14 protein-coding genes are annotated in these 16,287 nt (G+C 70.7%); 7 read left to right on the forward strand and 7 right to left on the reverse strand.

The window, feature by feature from the left end; all coding sequences use genetic code 11:
* Positions 1-4 precede the first annotated feature (4 nt).
* Complete coding sequence (locus RXV79_RS00800; protein ID WP_316701396.1) at positions 5-1,147, forward strand: alpha-D-ribose 1-methylphosphonate 5-triphosphate diphosphatase; 1,143 nt, start codon at positions 5-7, stop codon at positions 1,145-1,147.
* Between the two features lie 18 nt (positions 1,148-1,165).
* Here RXV79_RS00800 and RXV79_RS00805 read toward each other — a convergent pair whose 3' ends face one another.
* Positions 1,166-2,839 carry a patatin-like phospholipase family protein gene (locus tag RXV79_RS00805; protein WP_316701398.1) on the reverse strand — a complete coding sequence of 558 codons (1,674 nt, stop codon included), beginning with the start codon at positions 2,837-2,839 and terminating at the stop codon, positions 1,166-1,168.
* A 104-nt stretch (positions 2,840-2,943) separates the two neighbouring features.
* Between RXV79_RS00805 and RXV79_RS00810 the strand changes: the two genes are divergently transcribed.
* Positions 2,944-4,206, forward strand: a complete 1,263-nt coding sequence (locus RXV79_RS00810; RefSeq protein WP_316701400.1) for a nucleotide pyrophosphohydrolase — start codon at positions 2,944-2,946, stop codon at positions 4,204-4,206.
* Between the two features lie 5 nt (positions 4,207-4,211).
* On the opposite strand, the gene RXV79_RS00815 is transcribed toward RXV79_RS00810, so the two are convergent.
* From RXV79_RS00815 to RXV79_RS00835, 5 genes are all read right to left on the reverse strand, one after another.
* Positions 4,212-6,674, reverse strand: a complete 2,463-nt coding sequence (locus tag RXV79_RS00815) for a cation-translocating P-type ATPase (protein ID WP_316701402.1) — start codon at positions 6,672-6,674, stop codon at positions 4,212-4,214.
* Positions 6,675-6,766: 92 nt separating this feature from the next.
* Positions 6,767-7,645: an ATP-binding protein gene (locus RXV79_RS00820; protein WP_316701403.1), complete on the reverse strand. Its 879-nt coding sequence runs from the start codon at positions 7,643-7,645 to the stop codon at positions 6,767-6,769.
* 94 nt (positions 7,646-7,739) lie between these two features.
* Positions 7,740-8,330 carry a response regulator gene (locus RXV79_RS00825; RefSeq protein WP_316701404.1) on the reverse strand — a complete coding sequence of 197 codons (591 nt, stop codon included), beginning with the start codon at positions 8,328-8,330 and terminating at the stop codon, positions 7,740-7,742.
* Positions 8,331-8,378: 48 nt separating this feature from the next.
* A complete protein-coding gene (locus RXV79_RS00830) occupies positions 8,379-9,959 on the reverse strand; it encodes a methyl-accepting chemotaxis protein (protein ID WP_316701405.1) in 1,581 nt (526 codons plus the stop codon).
* 187 nt (positions 9,960-10,146) lie between these two features.
* On the reverse strand, positions 10,147-10,938 hold the full coding sequence (locus tag RXV79_RS00835) for an SDR family oxidoreductase (protein WP_316701407.1): 792 nt from the start codon (positions 10,936-10,938) through the stop codon (positions 10,147-10,149).
* Positions 10,939-11,145: 207 nt separating this feature from the next.
* Between RXV79_RS00835 and RXV79_RS00840 the strand changes: the two genes are divergently transcribed.
* The 5 genes from RXV79_RS00840 to RXV79_RS00860 all read left to right on the forward strand — a co-directional run bounded on the left by RXV79_RS00840 (position 11,146) and on the right by RXV79_RS00860 (position 15,318).
* Positions 11,146-11,724: a nickel-binding protein gene (locus tag RXV79_RS00840; RefSeq protein ID WP_316701409.1), complete on the forward strand. Its 579-nt coding sequence runs from the start codon at positions 11,146-11,148 to the stop codon at positions 11,722-11,724.
* A gap of 165 nt (positions 11,725-11,889) precedes the next feature.
* Complete coding sequence (locus RXV79_RS00845; RefSeq protein ID WP_316701410.1) at positions 11,890-12,162, forward strand: DUF4242 domain-containing protein; 273 nt, start codon at positions 11,890-11,892, stop codon at positions 12,160-12,162.
* Positions 12,163-12,234: 72 nt separating this feature from the next.
* Positions 12,235-13,002: a methanethiol S-methyltransferase gene (gene mddA / locus RXV79_RS00850; protein ID WP_316701412.1), complete on the forward strand. Its 768-nt coding sequence runs from the start codon at positions 12,235-12,237 to the stop codon at positions 13,000-13,002.
* A complete protein-coding gene (locus RXV79_RS00855; protein WP_316701413.1) occupies positions 12,999-13,397 on the forward strand; it encodes a VOC family protein in 399 nt (132 codons plus the stop codon). Before mddA ends, RXV79_RS00855 begins: the two co-directional genes overlap by 4 nt.
* A gap of 79 nt (positions 13,398-13,476) precedes the next feature.
* Positions 13,477-15,318, forward strand: a complete 1,842-nt coding sequence (locus tag RXV79_RS00860; RefSeq protein WP_316701414.1) for a winged helix-turn-helix domain-containing protein — start codon at positions 13,477-13,479, stop codon at positions 15,316-15,318.
* Here the strand turns inward: RXV79_RS00860 and RXV79_RS00865 are convergent.
* Positions 15,269-16,252 (reverse strand): hypothetical protein, encoded by a 984-nt coding sequence (locus tag RXV79_RS00865; RefSeq protein ID WP_316701416.1) that lies wholly within the window; start codon positions 16,250-16,252, stop codon positions 15,269-15,271. The two genes, RXV79_RS00860 and RXV79_RS00865, sit on opposite strands and share 50 nt — an antisense overlap.
* Positions 16,253-16,287: the final 35 nt, after the last annotated feature.

The raw sequence follows: 16,287 nt of genomic DNA on the forward strand, positions 1-16,287 counted from the left end.
ACCCATGAGCACCGACCTCATCCTCAGCAACGCCCGCATCGTGCTCGCCGACGCGGTGGTGCATGGCCACGTGCGCATGCAGGGCGGCCAGATCACCGAGATCGCCGCCGGCCACACCGCGGTGCCCCACGCGCACGACCTCGATGGCGACTACCTCCTGCCCGGCTTGGTGGAAGTGCACACCGACAACCTCGAGCGCCATGTGACACCGCGCCCCAAGGTCCACTTCCCCACGCTCGGCGCCGTGCAGGCGCACGACGCCGAGGTGGCCTCGGCCGGCATCACGACCGTGCTCGACGCCATCGGCGTGGGTGACCCGTATGACGAGGGGTTCCGCTCCAAGGACCAGAGCGAGCTCCTGCACGCGCTCGACAAGCTGGATGACGCCGGCCTGCTGCGCGCCGATCACCTGATCCACGTGCGCTGCGAGCTGCCCGCGCACAACGCCCGTGCGCTCTTCGAGCCCTTCGCCCGCCACCCGCGCCTGCGCCTCCTCTCGCTGATGGACCACACGCCCGGCCAGCGACAGTGGAGCGAGATCGAGCACGCGCGGGTCTACTACACCGGCAAGAAGGGCTGGACCGACGCGCAGTTCGAGGCCGAGGTGCGCATCGCGCCCGAGCGCCAACTGAAATACGCGAAGCCCAACCGCGCCTGGTTCACCGACTTCGCGCACACCCACGGTGTGGCGCTCGCCACGCACGACGACACCACCGTCGAGCACGTCGACGAAGCGCATGCGCTGGGTGCCAGCATGAGCGAGTTCCCCACCACGCTGGCCGCCGCGCAGCGCGCCAAGGCGCTGGGCCTCAGCACGGTGATGGGCGCGCCCAACGTGATCCGCGGCGGCTCGCATTCGGGCAACGTGGCCGCGATGACGCTGGCGCGCGAGGGCGTGCTGGATGCGCTGTCGTCCGACTACGTGCCGTCGAGCCTATTGCGCGCTGCATGGCAGCTGTCGGACGACGCGGGCTTCAGCCTGCCCGATGCGGTGAAGGTCGTGACCCGCAACGCCGCCCGCGCGGTGGGCCTGCACGACCGTGGCGAGATCGCGGTCGGCCTGCGCGGCGACCTCCTGCGCGTGCGCGTGCTCGGCAGCCAGCCGCTGGTGCGCGAAACCTGGGTGCAGGGTCGTCGCGTGGCGTGACGTGAAAGGTGCGCGCCCTCAGTCCGCGGGCAGTTTGGTCGAGACCGGCGGCGTGACCTCGGCTGCTGTGGCAGCCGCCTCTTTGGCCGCCGCCTGCGCCGCCCGCTGCGCCTCACGCTCCAGCGCGGCGCGCTGCCGCCGCCGCTCGTAGCGCAACAGGGCCGAGCGGGCCCATGCGGTGAGGTCGCGGTTCGAGAACGCGAGCACCTTGAGCCGCAGCGCGATCGACATGGTCACGATGGCGGGCAACACGATGGGCCCGGCGATCACGCCCATCCACTGCCGCATGTTGTGGAAGAGCGCGCCGGCCCGCGGCGTGTAGTACTGCCACAGCCACACCCCGCCGCCGATCCAGCCGAGGGCCAGCAGGGCGTTGCTCGACAGCGTGCGCGACGAATGCGGGATGTACCCGAGAGCGAAGTTCCACGCCAGGCGCGCCATCGTGAGCAGGATCACGACCGTGATCGCCAGCATGAAGAGCGAACCCATCGTCACCATGACCGAGGCCGCCGAGCGCTTCTGCATGCCCGCGAAGAGCACGTGCTGGCCACGCTCGAGGTCGTCCATGCAGGCATCGCGCGCGTCGGCGAGGTGCTGGGCCTGGTCGCTCGGCAGCTCGGCGGGGGCGGCCTCGCTCATGGTGCGCCAGAGCGCGGTCATGTCGGGGGGGCAGCCGGTGGGGATGTCGGGGCGGCCGGTTGCGCTCTGGTGGCCCGCAAGGAAGAGCAGGTGCGCTTCGGTGGCCGCGAAGTCGTCGAGGTCGGTGCGCAGGGCGCGCAGGTGCGGCCACCAGTCGAGGCCGCTCGGCTGCGGCACCGGGTCGCGCAGCGAGATCAGGGTGCAGTTGCGGGCGCGCAGCACGTCGCCGCGGGTCTGCTCCATCATCAGGTCCATCGCGCGCATCGGCGTGGCCCAGCCGTCGATGGGCTGCATGGGCAGCACCGGCGCCGAGGCGTCGATGCAGGTGGCGTGGCCGAGCGCGAGTTCGAACTCGCGCAGGCCGTGGTTGTCGAGCACACCGCCGTCGCCCAGGTAGAGATCGCCGCAGCGGATGGGCTCGAAGACGCCGGGCACCGCGCTCGACGACGCCAGCGCACGCGGCAGCGGAATGTCTTTCATCGTGAGGTAGCTGGCGTCGGGCTGGCGCGGCAGGCCCTTGTCGCCGAGCAGCACCACGCAGCGGTTGCCGCGCGCGTAGTCGGAGCAGGCGATGCGCCACTCGGGCAGCGGCGCGGGCCACAGGCCCGTCGACGCCACCTTGTGCAACCCGCGCAGCCAGCGCCGGTTGATGCGCGCCATTGCCTGCGAGAAGCCGAACTCGTTGCGCACGAGGCCGCTGCTCAGCGCTCGCACCGAGGCCAGCGCGCGCAGGCGCGGGTTGTGCCGGCTCTTGCGAAAGAGCGCCTGCTGCGCACGCAGGGCGCACTGCGCCAGCGCGTCGTCGCTCACCGCGCCTTTGCGCGCCTCGGCCAGCCATTCCTGGAGGAAGAAGCCGGCCGCGATCGAGCCGCCGGAGATCGTGACCAGCATCTTCAACTCGCGCAGCCGGCCCTGCGTGGCCAGGGCGTGCAGCGCGCCCAGGTGGAAGAAGGCCGCGCGAAAACCGCCGCCCGAGAGCGAAAGTTGGTGGATGGGCCCGCCCGGGGAGGGGGTCAGGGGGGCGGCGTCGGCAGGCGGAACGAGCGAGGTCATGGGGCGGCGCGCAGGCGCAGGGACGGAACGGCGCTCACTGTACCGAGAACACCTGGGCGGCCCGCCCCGATGCGGCAAGATGCGCCTCCACCGCCACTCGGAGCATGACGACGATGAACCTCACGGACCTGCAGGCGGAGCTGCGCCACTTTGCCGCCGAGCGCGACTGGCAACCGTTCCACACGCCGAAGAACCTGTCGACGGCGCTGATGGTCGAGGCCGCGGAGCTGGCCGAGATCTTCCAGTGGATGACGCCGGAGCAGTCGCAGCAGGCGAGCCTCGACCCCGAGCAGCAGGCCCGCATCGCCGACGAGATGGCTGACGTGCTGCTGTACCTGCTGCAGGTGGCCGACCACTGCGAGGTGGACGTGGCGCGGGCCGTCGCGCACAAGCTCGCCGCCAACGCCCAGCGCTTCCCGCCCGTGCGGACCATCGCCCGCGCTTCGCCGGCGCACGCGGTGGTGCCGGGTGTGCACGTGCTGCTCGACTACGAGAACGTGCAGCCCTCGGAGAGTGCACTGCGCGCCCTGGTGCCCGATGCGAGCCAGGTGTGGGTCTTCCACGGCCCGCACCAGCGGCAGGTGGAGAAGCACTTCGCGGGCTTCGGCGATGCGGTGACCGCCGTGCCCATCAGCAAGGTCGGCAAGAACGCGCTCGACTTTCACCTGTCCTTCTACGTCGGCTACATCGCCTCGCGCAACCCGCTGGCCACGCTGGTGGTGATCGCCAACGACAAGGGCTACGAGCCCATGCTCGCGCACGCCCGCGACCTGGGCTTCGCGGCGCGACAGCTGGGGCACGCCAAGCCCAAGCGGACGGTGGCCGCGAAGGCGCCCGCTGCAAAGAAGACGGTGGCGAAGAAGGCGGCTGCGAAGACGACGCCTGAGAAGGCGCCGGCCGCGAAAACGACGACGGCCAAGGCGAGCGCCGTGAAGGCGACCCCCGCGCAAAAGACCGCTGCGAAGAAGGCACCCGCCAAGAAGACGGCGGCCAAGGAGGCGACGGCCAGGAAGGCGACGGCGACACCCACTCCCGCGGCGAAGAAGGCGGCACCGGCCAGGAAGGCGGCCACCACCCGGGCCAAGGCGCAGGCGCCCCAAGCTGCGGCCACGCCGCCCGCCTCGAACGACGCTGCCACCCTCAAGCACCTGAGCCAGAGCCTGCGCAAGATGGGCGATGCGCGGCCGACCAAGGTGAAGTCCCTGTGGCGCCTGCTCAAGTCGCTCATCGGCGCCGAGGCCACCGACGATGCGGTGGAGCAGGCCCTCACGCGGCTCACCAGCGAGGGTGTGGTGAGGGTCAACTCGGTGACCGGCGTGTCCTACCCACAGTTCGCGGCGCCGGAGCCGGCGTCGCGGGGCCGTTGACCGCCTCAGTCGAGATGCCGGCGGAGCCGCGTCGCCACGACAAGGGCGATGGCGGCTGACCCCGCGAACACCGCTGCCACAAACGCCCAGTCGGTCAGGTGCAGAGGCCGCAGGTTCAAGAGCCGGCTGAGGGCTGGTATCTGCACGATCGCGCCAAGCGATGCGAGCGTGCCCAACACGAGCCAGCGCGCGGTGGGCCGGCGCAGCCTCGTGAGGCCGGCCGTCACGCCGGCACTCGCCACCAGCAGCACGCCGAGCGCCATGGCGCGTGCGTGTTCGACGTCGCGGTCCGCGCCGAGCGCGTGCAGGTAGCTCCACACCACCGCCACGCTCAGCAGGCCACCGACCAGCACGATGGCCAGCCACCCGCCGGGCGAGAAGAAGCGCGCGCCCCGGTGGCGCCGCACCGGGGCGAGCGGGCCGGCGGCGGGCAGGTCCTGGAAGGCCAACATCGCGGTCGGGTGGATCACGAGTTCCAGCCACACGATGTGCACCGGCAGGAAGAGCAGCGGCAGGCCCATCAGCGGGATCGCCGCTGCGCCGATCACGAGCGGCAGGTGCACGAGCAGCAGGTACGCAAACGCGAGCCGCAGGTTCTGGAACAGCTGCCGGCCTTCGGCCACGGCGTCGACGATCGTCCTGAAGTTGTCGTCGAGCAGGACCACCGGCGCCACCTCGCGGGCGCTGCGCGTGCCGCGTTCGCCCATCGCCACGCCGATGTCGGCCATGCGCAGTGCCGGCACGTCGTTCACGCCATCGCCGGTGACCGCGACAAGCTCGCCTTGCGCCTGCAGCGCCTGCACCAACGCGAGCTTCTGCGGCGGCGTGGCGCGTGCCACCACGTGCACGCCACCCTGCGCGCCGAGAACGGCCGCCGCGTCGTCACCGGGCGCGAGCACGATGACCTGAGGCGCCGCCCCGCCAAGCCCGATCTCGCGGGCGATCGCCGCCGCGGTGGCGGGGTGGTCGCCAGTGACCATGATGACCCGCATGCCCGCGGCGAGGCAGTCGGCGACGGCCTCGCGCACGCCGTCTCGCACCGGGTCTTCCAGCGCAAGCAGGCCGGCGAACTCGAAGCCGTCCTCCGGCTCGCGGTCCACCGACGCCCCGGTGGCCAGGCTGCGCCGTGCGCAGGCGATGACCTTGTGGCCCGAGCTGGCGAAGGTTTCCACCTCGGCGAGCCAGGTGTCGCGTTCGGCCTGCGGCAAGGTGCAGGCGGCGAGCACGGTCTCGGGCGCACCTTTCATGAAGGCGGTGGCGTTCGCGTCGTCCACGCGCAAGACCACCGTCTCGCGGCGCCGCGCTTCGGTGAACGGGAAGTCGGCCAGCCGCGTGGCCGGCGGGAGCGGCGGGGCCGCGCCGCGCAGCGCCTGGTCGAGCGGGTCGCCGCTGTCGGGGCGCGAGGCGAAGGCGGCGGCCAGCAGCAGCGCGTCGTCGGTGACGCCGGCGGCGGCAGTGCGATGGGCCAGCACCAGCGAGCCGGCGGTGATGGTGCCGGTCTTGTCGGACACGATGCAGCTCACGCGGCCGATGTTCTCCACCGCCACCGCGCGGCGCACCAGCGCCTTGCGGCGCGCGAGCCGGAACACGCCGACGCCGAGGAAGAAGGTGTAGACGACCGGAAACTCCTCCGGCAACGCGGCCACGGCCAGCGTCACCGCACTGAGCAGCGCATCGATCCACCCGTGGCCGTGCCACAGCCGGATCGCCGCCAGCACGCCACACATCACGAGGGCCACGCCCAGCAGCACCGCCACCAGTTCGCCGATGGCCTTCTGCAACGGCGTGGCCGCGTGGCCGCCTTCGGTGGCGGTGCGCACAATCTCGCCGTAGCGGGTCTCACCGCCGATGAACACGACGCGCAGGTGCGCCTGGCCCGTCAGCAGGCGTGTGCCGGCCGTGCCCCAGTGCACTTCGGGCACCTCGGCCAACAGCGGCGCACCCGTGTCGACCGCGCGCTTGGCCACCGGCAGCGACTCGCCGGTGAGGGTCGATTCGTCGGCCTGCAGGCCGGAGCCGGCGACCAGCAGGCCATCGGCGGGGAAGTACTCGCCGGGCGTCACTTCGGCCAGGTCGCCGGGCACCAGCTCGCGCGACGGGATCTCCTGCCACCGGCCATCGCGCAACACGCGTGCCGTGCTGGCCAGGCGGCTGGCCAGCCCCGCCGACGAGGCCGACGTGCGCCGGTGCAGGTAGGCGTCCATGCCGAGCAGCGGCGCCAGCGCGGCCAGCAGCGTGAGCGACTCGCCGAGCTGCCCAAGCAGTGCGAAAAGCCCGGCCGTGAAGACCAGGAACCACAGCATCGGGTCGCGCACCGTGTCGCGGGCGACGGCCATCCAGCCGCTCGCGGTGGGCGCCACGATGTCGTTGAAGCCGTGGCTGCGCCGGGCTTGCACCTGCGCCGCGCTCAGGCCGTCGTGGCCGGGGACTCCGGCCATGATCGATGCGAGCAGGTCGGCGGTGGTCATCGAGGCTTCCTCGCCTCGCACGTCGTCGAGGCGACGCGGCCGAGGGTGGGTGCGATTCTGGGAGCGGGGGCAACGGGCGCGGTTGCGCTGCGTCAAGGCGTGCCGGGCCGAGGCGCCCGCTGCACACGGTTGAGCACGAGGAAAAAGGTGCTGCCGCAACCCGGTGTGCTTCGCACCCCGACCTCGCCGCCCTGCGCCTCGATCAGGCGGCGCGTGAGCGCAAGGCTCAACCCGGTGCTGCCGGCCGGTTGCGCCCCCGGGCCCTGCGGCTGCGCGAACTCGGCAAACACCATCGGCTGCGTCTCGTGGGCGATGCCGGCGCCCGGGTCTTCGACTTCCAGGCGGAAGCGGTCGGGGCCGTGCGCCTGGGCACGCACCGCGATGCGTCCGCCGTCGGGGGTGTATCTCACCGCGTTGGCAAGGTAACTCAGCAGCGCCTGCTTGAGGTGCACGGGGTCGACCACGATCTGCGCAAGGCCCGGGTCCACGTCGACATCGACGTCCAGTCCCTTGCGCACGATGCGCGTGTGCAGCAGGGCGACCACCTCGGCGATGAGCCGCGTGAGATCGACCGCCCTCGGGAAGAACTCGTACTGGCCGGCGTCGAGCTTCGACAGTTCCAGCGCGTCGTCGATCAGTTGCAGCAGGTGACGTCCGCTCGTCTCGATGTGGTCGAGAAAGTGCTGCCGCTTCGGCGAATCAGGCGGCACGAGGTCGGATGCCAGCAGGTCGGCGAAGCCGATGATGGAATTCAGGGGCGTGCGCAACTCGTGCGAAAGGTTGGCGAGGAAGAGGTTCTTCTCTCGCATCTGCTGCGCGAGCTGCCGGCTCTCGGCACGCACCTGCTCGGCCTCGGCCCGCACGCGCGCCAGCTCGTCCTGCGCGGCCTGAAGTCGCTGTTCGACGTCGGGCATCGCCCGAGCCGCCAGGGCCTGCCGCATCCGGCCCCACCACATCTCCATCTGACGCATGTGCTCCTTACGCGCAAGCGCCGGCCGCATGGCCGGCCCCACGCGGCGCCGGCAAACAGCGTGCCCCAGCGTGGTGCGCGTGCCTCTCGGGCCCTCAAGTACGCCTGAGGGCGGCCACGAAGGCCTCGCGCTCCAGCGGCTTTCGCAGCAGCAGCACTTCCGACGGCAGCTGACCGAAGTCGGCCAGCTCCCGGGGCGACTTGGCCGAGACGGCGATCATCAGCTTGGGCCGCGTCTGGGCATCGGCGAGCACGTTGCGGATCATCTCGAAGCCGTCCATGTGGGGCATGTGCACGTCGGTGACCACGATGTCGGGGGCCAGCTTGGCGATCATCACCAGGCCCTGGAACCCATTGCCGGCCACCCGCAGCTGCGCGTGGGGCAACGCGGCCTGCACCAGCGTCGACATCAGCTCGCGGTCCATCGCGTCGTCGTCGACGATCACCACCTGCAAGGGCCTGGCCTCGGCGGCTGCGCCAAGGTCTGGCGCAGCGCCCGAGCCCGTGGTCTGCTCATGGGCCTTGAAGAGCAGCTCAGCGCTGTGGGCGTCGATGCGGCGGTGGCCGCCCGGTGTCTTCCAGGCCTTGAGGCGCCCCGAGTCCACCCAGCGTTGCACCGTCTGCAGCGAGATGCCAAGCCGCTTGGCGATCTCGATGGTGGAGTAGGAGCGCACGCCCTCGTTCATGCGGGAATCTTAAGGCGCGCCTGTGCGCAGGGCCCCGGACGCGCGAGCTCAGGCTGCGGCCTGCTCGGCCTCGTCGAGCTTGAAGAGGCCCACCGCTTCGACGAGGCGCGAGGCTTGTTGGTTCAGGCTGTCGGCGGCTGCGGCACTTTCTTCCACGAGGGCGGCGTTTTGCTGCGTGACCTGGTCGAGCTGGCTCACGGCGTCGCCGATCTGGCTGATGCCTTGCGTCTGCTCGTGGGTGGCCGAACCGATCTCGCCGATCAGGTCGCTCACACGTTTGACCTGCGCGACGATCTCGTCCATGGCGCGGCCGGCCTCGCCGACCTGCTGGCTCCCGGCCTCGACCTTCTCGACGCTCTCGGTGATGAGCCCCTTGATCTCCTTGGCGGCGGCAGCCGAGCGCTGTGCGAGCGTGCGCACTTCACTCGCCACCACGGCGAAGCCGCGGCCCTGCTCGCCGGCACGTGCGGCTTCGACCGCAGCATTGAGCGCGAGGATGTTGGTCTGGAAGGCGATGCCGTCGATCACGCCGATGATGTCGGCGATCTTCTTGCTGGAGGCGGTGATGCCTTCCATGGTGCGCACCACCTGGCCGACGACCACGCCGCCCTGGCCGGCCGCTTCGGTGGCCGAGCCGGCGAGCTGCGTGGCCTGGCGGGCGGTGTCGGCGTTGGTCTTCACGGTGGCCGTCAGTTCCTCCATCGAGGCGGCGGTCTGCTGAAGGTTGCTGGCCTGCTCTTCGGTGCGCTGGCTGAGGTCGGCGTTGCCGGTCGCGATCTGCGAGGAGCCGGTGGCGATGCTGTCGCTGCTCGAGCGCACCTGGCTCACCACCTTGCGCAGCGACTGCTGCATGTGGTCCATCGCGGCGACCACGCTGCCGGGGATGGCACGGGACGTGTCGATGCGGGTCGTGAGGTTACCGGTGGCCACCGCGTTGGCCACCACGGCCACGTCGGCCGGCTCGCCACCCAGCGCGCGGGTGATGCCGCGGGTGATGAGCACGCCTACCCCGACGCCGATCAGGGCGCTGAGGGTGGTGAGCACGCCCATCACGAGGCTCACGAAGCGGAAGAGCTCGGTGCCTTCCTTCGCAGCGGCCGAGCCGTCTTCTTCCTTCACCTTGGTGAGCAGCGTGAGCTGCTCATCGACGGCCTTGTTCGACTGCCGCACGGCGATGTCGAGCTTCGACAGTTCGGGGTCGGCAGATTGCAGTGGCTTGGTGGCGGCAGCAGCAAGGTAGGACTCGGCCGTCGGCAGCCAGGTCTTGATCATGGCTTCCAGCTTGTCGAACTGCTCCTGGCCCTTCGGCGTGTAGAAGAGGGGGCGGGCCTTGTCGAGCCAGGCGCGCATGGTGGCGGCCGATTCCTTGAAGGTCGCCAGGGCGGCCTGGCGCTCGGCCTCGCTCGAGGCCAGGGAGAACTGCGCGCGCGCCCGCCCGGCGTAGATCAGGTTGATGTTGGCTTCCTTGACGTAGGAGATGCCGAGCAACTCGTTGTCGTAGAGGCTGTCGTTGACGGTGTTGAGGCGCGACAGGCCGTGGATGCCGAAGGCGGCCACCAGCGCGCCCATGACGATCAGGGTGGCGAAGGCGAGCATCAGGCGCGCGCCGAGACGAAGGTTCTTGAACATGGTCACTCCGGGTCAACAGTGCCGCAACGTGCGGACGCTGTCGGTGTTGTCGGCCGCCAGAACGCGCAGCCTGAGGGAAAATTACCGATTTGGTCATTTTGGATGTTTGCGTTGGCCCGGAGAACGGGGAAAAGGCGCCGCGCGACGCAGCTTTTTGGACGATTTGCAAGGTGCCCACCACGTGCTCTCAGGCCGCCAGCAAGCCCCCGTCGATCGGCAGCGCATGCCCGGTGATGAAGCTCGTGGCGTCCGAGAACAGCCACGCCACCGCTTCGGCCACCTCGGCCAGCGTGCCCACGCGGCCCACTGGGTAGAGCGCCTTCACCTGCGCCTCGCGCTCGGCATCGCCGCCGAAGATCACCTCGCTCATCGAGGTCTCGTCGATGATGCCGGGGCACACCGCGTTGATGCGCAGGCCCTGCGCCGCGTACTCGAGTGCCGCGGCCTTGGTGAGGCCCACCACGCCGTGCTTGCTCGCGATGTAGGCCGCGCCGACGAGGCGGTTGGCGTACAGGCCGGCCACCGACGCGTGGTTCACGATCACGCCGCCGCCCTGCGCCAGCATCAGCGGGATCTCGTGCTTCATGCAGCGCCACACGCCGGTGAGGTTGACGTCGATCACGCGCGACCACGTTATCTCGTCCTGCTCGGCCGAGGCGAGGAAGAGGCCTTCGAGCACGCCGGCGTTGTTGAAGGCACCGTCGAGCCGGCCGTGCAGGCGCACGATCTCCTGCAGCGTGGCCTGCACCTGGGTGCTGTCGCGCACGTCCATGCGGTGGAAGCTCGCGCGGCCACCGGCCTCGCAGAGGGCGAGCGCGGTGGCGATGCCGGGCGCTTCGTCGATGTCGGCGATGGCGACCACCGTACCGCGGGCGGCCAGCACCTGCGCGGTGGCGCGGCCGATGCCGGCGCTGCCGCCGGTCACGAGGATCACCTTGCCGGCCAGCGGCCGGGAGGTGCGAAGGGGATGGAGGCTCATGGTCGGGTCCTGTGAAAAGAAGGTGACGCAAGGCTAGGCACGTGGCGCTTCGCTGTCCTTCGGCCCACCTGATCGTTTGCTGATGGCGCGCCGGCCGGTGCCCCGAGATCAGCAAAGCATCAGCGCCCGCCAAGGACGGGCGCGCCCCCGCTGCCTACGCTGACCCCACTGGTTCAACGAAGGCCCTCGCGGGCCCCCACAAGGGTCATGACCACCATGCAAACCCACGTCGTCCGGCGCATCGGCATCGCCGCCAATGCCGCCGAACTCGAAGCTGCGCTGATGCGGCTGCGGTCCACCGAAGGCCGCGTGCCGCAGGCGCTGTGGCTGCACTCCTATGCGGTGTGCGAGCCCGACGGGCGCTTCGGCCTGGCCTGCGTGTTCCAGGCTGCCGATGCGGCCACCCTGCAGCGGCACGCCGATCGGTGCGGCCTGCCGGCGCACGAGGTGCTGCCGGTCGCCCACACGCTCGTCGAGCAGGCCTTTGCGCCCACCCGCGTCTACCTCGTGCGCCGCCGCCATGCCTGGCCGCGCGGCACCGACCTCGGCCGCCAGGGCGCGGTGGCGCGCCGTGTGGCCGATGCGGTGATCGGCCGCGAGGTGAGCTGGCTGCACAGCCACGTGGTGCGTGAAGCCGACGGCCGGCTCGGCACCGTCTGTCTCTATCAGGGCATCGACCCGGCGGCGCTCGCTCGCCATGCCGCGCGCGCCGGCCTGCCGGCCGACGAGATCGTGCCGGTGCTCGGGCGCGTCGTGGTTCGCGACGCGTCGCGCAACGCCGCCTGAGCGCTGCACGGATCAGGAAACGATCAGCCCGCGCAGAGGACTCTTCGGCCCCCGATTTCTACGATTTCCCCCATGGCATCACCTGCCACAACCGAACGGTCGCGACCCCGCAGCACGGCCATGAGGTTCCCACCGCTGCGGGACTCTCTCTCAATGGAAGACACCATGAAACGCTATCTGATCGAACGCCACATCCCCGCCGTCGACCGCATGAACGCCAAGGAGCTGAAGGACGCCTCGGCGACCTCCAACGCCGCGCTGGCCCAGCTTGCGGGCAAGGTGCAGTGGGTGCAGTCGTATGTCGTCGAAGACAAGACCTTCTGCATCTACCTCGCCGACAAGGAAGACCTGGTGCACGAGCACGCCCGCCTGAGCGGCTTCCCGGCCAACAAGGTGACCGAGGTGCGCACCGTCATCGAGCCGATGACCGCCATCTGACGGCACACGCCACCGCCCTGCGCATGACCCGCGCGGGGCTGTCTCTCCTTCCTCTTCTTCGGAGCTTTCGACATGGGACTGCTCATTGCGCTCTATGGCGTGGCCGCCTACGCCATCTTCCTCGCCACCTTCGTCTACGCGGCGGCGTTCACCGGCAACGTCTTCGTGGCGAAGTCCATCGACGTGGGCATTCCGCCCTCGGCCTCGGGCGAGCCGCTCGGTGTGTCCTGGCTGGTCGACGTCTTGTTGCTCGCGCTCTTTGCCGTCCAGCACAGCGTGATGGCCCGCCCGGCCTTCAAGCGCTGGTGGACGCGCCTCGTGCCCAAGCCGGCCGAGCGGGCCACCTTCGTGCTGCTGGCGAGCCTGGCGCTGATCCTGCTCTTCGCCCAGTGGCGCCCGCTGGGGGCCGTGGTGTGGAACGTCTCCAGCCACGCGGCCGGGCTGGTGCTGAGCACCGCGGTGTTTGCGCTGGGTTGGCTGCTCGTGCTCGCGAGCACCTTCCAGATCGACCACTTCGAGCTCTTCGGCCTGAAGCAGGTGTGGTGGCGGCTCACCGGCCGACGCGAGGCGGTGGTGCAATTCCGCACGCCGCTCTTCTACCGGCACGTGCGGCATCCGATCTACCTCGGCTTCATCCTCGCGTTCTGGAGCACGCCGGTGATGACGGCCGGCCACCTGCTGTTTGCGGTGATGACCACCGGCTACATCCTCGTGGGCATCTGGTTCGAAGAGCGCGACCTCGTGGCGCAGTTCGGCCAGCGCTACCGCGACTACCGCGAGCAGGTGGGCATGCTGTGGCCGCGCCTGGGCCTCAGGGTGCGGGGCTGGGTCCGGCCATGAGCGGGGCGCTGGCCCCGCCGGGAGAGTTCTGCTGGCTCGACCTCGCGGCCAGCGACCTCGCCGCTGCCAAGCGCTTCTACGCCAACGCCTTCGGCTGGAGCTTCCACGAGCGTTCGGCCAACGGCGGCAGCTTCACGCTGTGCCACGTGGGCCGGCACGCCATCGCCTCGCTCTACCCGCTGCGCAAAGTGCAGCTCGCGCAGGGCGTGCCATCGCACTGGACGCCCTATGTGCGCGTCGACAGCGTCGACGAGACCGCACACCGTGCCGCCGCGCAATCGGGGCGCGTGCTCGTGGCACCGTTCGACGTGCAGGGCATGGCGCGCATCGCACTCATCGAAGACGCGGTGGGCGCGCTCGTCGGCCTGTGGCAGGCGCTGCCCGGCGAGGCTTGAGACGCCGCCCGCCGCACCCGCTGCGGCACAATCTGCCGACCCCTGCGAAGGGTTCGGCCAGCTGCTGCGATGGTGCCCCGTGACAGACGCGACGACCTACCGTTTCGGACCCTGCGAGATCGACGAAGCCCGGCGCTCGCTCACCGCGCACGGCCAGGAGGTGAAGCTCCAGCCGCGTGTGTTCGACGTGCTGTGCTACCTGGTGCGCCACCGCGAGCGCGTGGTGCCGAAAGACGAGTTGCTCGATGCGCTGTGGCCTGGCGTGGTGGTGGTCGACAACGCCTTGCAGCGCGTGGTGAGCCTGGCCCGCGGCGCGCTGGCCGAGGTGGGCCTGGGTGATGCCGTGCGCACCTACCCGCGCCACGGCTACCGCTTCTGCTACGACGACGACTGCCCCGCCGATCCGGCCGTGAGCGAACGGCTCCTGGCCGAGGCCAGCCTGGCAGACGCGCGCGCCGCCGCGGCGCGCAGCGACTGGGCGGCGGCGTGCGAGATCTATGCCGCGCTCGATGCCCGCGAGCCGCTCTCGCCCGACGACGTGGAGGAGTGGGGCCGCGCGGCCATCTGTGCCGGCCTGGGCCCGAGCGCGGGCACCGCGCTCGAACGCGCCGTGGCGCAGCGCGATGCCCAGGGCGACGCGCTCGGTGCGGCGCGCTCCACGCTGCTGCTGGTGCAGATCCGCATCGACCACAAGGAAGGCGCGATGGCGCGCGGCCTGCTGCAGCGGGCCTCGCGCTACCTCGATGGCCAGACGCACAGCCGCGAGCGTGGCCATTTCGCCTGGATGGCCAGCCGTATGGCCATCGGCAGCGGCGACCCGGGCACGGCGCTCGCGATGGCCGACGAAGCCTGCACCCTCGGCCGCCACCTGCGCGACCCCGATGTTGAGTGCCTCGGCCTCGTGTACCGCGGCCATGCTCTGATGGCGCAGGGCGACGTGGTGGGCGGGCTGGCGCAGCACGAAGAGGCGGCAGCCGTGATCCGCCTCGGCGGCGTGCGCTCGTGGGTGGCGGGCTGGGCGCTCTGCTCCATCCTCTATGCCGCACGCCACCGCTGCGACTGGCTGCGCGCTGCGCAGTTCGCCGATGCCTTTCTCGACTGGAGCCGCGCGAGCCGCATGCCGGCCTTTCCCGGCACCTGCCGGCTGCACCGCGCGGCGGTGCTGGGCGTGCAGGGCGAGCTCGAACAGGCCGGCACCGAGGTGCGTGCCGCGGCGGCCCTGCTCGCCCACGCCGCGCCGTGGGCCGAAGGCGATGCCTACTGCGTGCTCGGCGACATCCAGACCAGCCACGGCGACTTCGCCGGCGCCGAGGCCTCGTTCCGCCAGGCCCACGCCTTGGGGTGGGACCCGCAGCCCGGCCTCGCCCGCCTGCACCTCTTGACCGGCCGCGCGGCCCTGGCCCGCAGCGGCCTCGAGCGTGCGCTCGAAGAGACCGACTGGACGCTGCGCGAGCGCCGCGCCCACCTGCTGTGCCTGCTGGTGCACGCGGCCGTGGCGATGGGCGATGCGGCGCGTGCACGCGAGGCCTTGCAGCAACTGGTGGCGGACCCCGAGATGCTGGCCACCGAAGCCCTGAAAGCCATGCACTGCTGCGCGCAGGCCGAGCTCGGCATCCACGAAGGCGAGCTCAAGCCGGCCGTGGCCCGGCTCCGCCAGGCGGTGCGCCACTGGCGCGAAGTGGGCTCGCCGGTGGGCGAGGCCGAGACCCGCCTGCGCCTGGCCGAGTGCCTGCTGCTCGACCACGACCTGCTGGGCGCCGAACTCGAGCTCTTCGCGGTGGAGTCGAACTTCGCCACGATGGTGGCCGCGCACGCGCCGCGCCTGGCCGCGTTGCGCCAGGCGGTGGGGCCCGCAGCCTGCCGGCCAGCGCTCAGTAGAAGTAGCGGTACACGCCCCCCTGGAAGTAGCTCGTCGCGATGAACGCGCCGGGCGTGCCGAAGGTGCCTGGGTCGACCACCACGCCGCTCAGTTGCGTGAGGCCGGTCCACAGCTTGTAGGTCGGGCCGAGGCCGGTCTTGTGCACGAAGGTGAGCGAGTTGAGGCCGAGGCCGTTGACGATGCCGATCTCGGCCACGACCACCCAGTCGCCCTTGACGGTCAGGTCGTCCATCGTCTGGTTGATCGTCGTCTGGTAGAGCGGCACCGGGATGCCGGCCGAGCCGTCGGACTTGATCGGAATGCGCCACAGGTTCTGCCCGCCGACGAAGTAGACGTTGCCGTTGTTGACGGTCACGCCGTTGTTCACGAGGTAGAGCGGCGAGCCGGGCAGCCACGTGGTGATGGTGTGGGCAAGCGTCAGCGTGTTGGTGATCTTGAGCTTGACGATGCCCGGCTTGGTGCCGAGCAGGGCCGAGGGTGTCATCAGCAGCGTGTTGCTGTCGAGCACCGTCATGCCGTTGTACCAAACGGGCGTGGCGAAGGCCTTGCTCACGACTTCGGCCGCAGTGCTGCCGTTGGCCGAGGGCTTCACGCGGAAGAGCGCCGCGCGCTTGGGCGGCGCCAGCAGCGGGATGGCGGCCGTCTTGTCGGCCACGGTGCAGGCGGCATACAAGTAGGTGTTGTCCGCAGTCATTCCCGAGTAGTCGCACTGGTCGGCTCCGTATACGGTGGAGACGAGCTCGCAGACCGTGAGACCCGTGCTCGCGTCGAGCCGGCAGTTGGGGCTGTTGTCGGCCGTCCGCTTGATCTCGTGGATGCCGTACTGGCCGCCCACGAAGTAGCGGCCGTTGAGCAGGACGCCGCGCTCGGTCGATTTGAGCGTGGTGGGTGACACCAGGGTGTCGGCATGGGCGGCGCCGGTGAGGCCGAGCGCGAGCGCGCACAGCAGCAGCGATTTCGACAGGAGTTTGTGCATGACGGGTCCTTTGTTTGTCTCCGAAGGGTTGCGCC

It is taken from the genome of Piscinibacter gummiphilus, from assembly GCF_032681285.1.
Taxonomy (GTDB): Bacteria; Pseudomonadota; Gammaproteobacteria; order Burkholderiales; family Burkholderiaceae_C; genus Rhizobacter; species Rhizobacter gummiphilus_A.

Coding starts and splice junctions, on each gene's coding strand:
- RXV79_RS00840 (WP_316701409.1), top strand. CDS start 11,146: ATGACCACCATGCAAACCCACGTCGTCCGGCGCATCGGCATCGCCGCC.
- RXV79_RS00830 (WP_316701405.1), bottom strand. CDS start 9,959: ATGTTCAAGAACCTTCGTCTCGGCGCGCGCCTGATGCTCGCCTTCGCC.
- RXV79_RS00810 (WP_316701400.1), top strand. CDS start 2,944: ATGACGACGATGAACCTCACGGACCTGCAGGCGGAGCTGCGCCACTTT.
- RXV79_RS00845 (WP_316701410.1), top strand. CDS start 11,890: ATGAAACGCTATCTGATCGAACGCCACATCCCCGCCGTCGACCGCATG.
- RXV79_RS00820 (WP_316701403.1), bottom strand. CDS start 7,645: ATGCGTCAGATGGAGATGTGGTGGGGCCGGATGCGGCAGGCCCTGGCG.
- RXV79_RS00865 (WP_316701416.1), bottom strand. CDS start 16,252: ATGCACAAACTCCTGTCGAAATCGCTGCTGCTGTGCGCGCTCGCGCTC.
- RXV79_RS00835 (WP_316701407.1), bottom strand. CDS start 10,938: ATGAGCCTCCATCCCCTTCGCACCTCCCGGCCGCTGGCCGGCAAGGTG.
- RXV79_RS00825 (WP_316701404.1), bottom strand. CDS start 8,330: ATGAACGAGGGCGTGCGCTCCTACTCCACCATCGAGATCGCCAAGCGG.
- RXV79_RS00855 (WP_316701413.1), top strand. CDS start 12,999: ATGAGCGGGGCGCTGGCCCCGCCGGGAGAGTTCTGCTGGCTCGACCTC.
- RXV79_RS00805 (WP_316701398.1), bottom strand. CDS start 2,839: ATGACCTCGCTCGTTCCGCCTGCCGACGCCGCCCCCCTGACCCCCTCC.
- RXV79_RS00815 (WP_316701402.1), bottom strand. CDS start 6,674: ATGACCACCGCCGACCTGCTCGCATCGATCATGGCCGGAGTCCCCGGC.
- mddA (WP_316701412.1), top strand. CDS start 12,235: ATGGGACTGCTCATTGCGCTCTATGGCGTGGCCGCCTACGCCATCTTC.
- RXV79_RS00800 (WP_316701396.1), top strand. CDS start 5: ATGAGCACCGACCTCATCCTCAGCAACGCCCGCATCGTGCTCGCCGAC.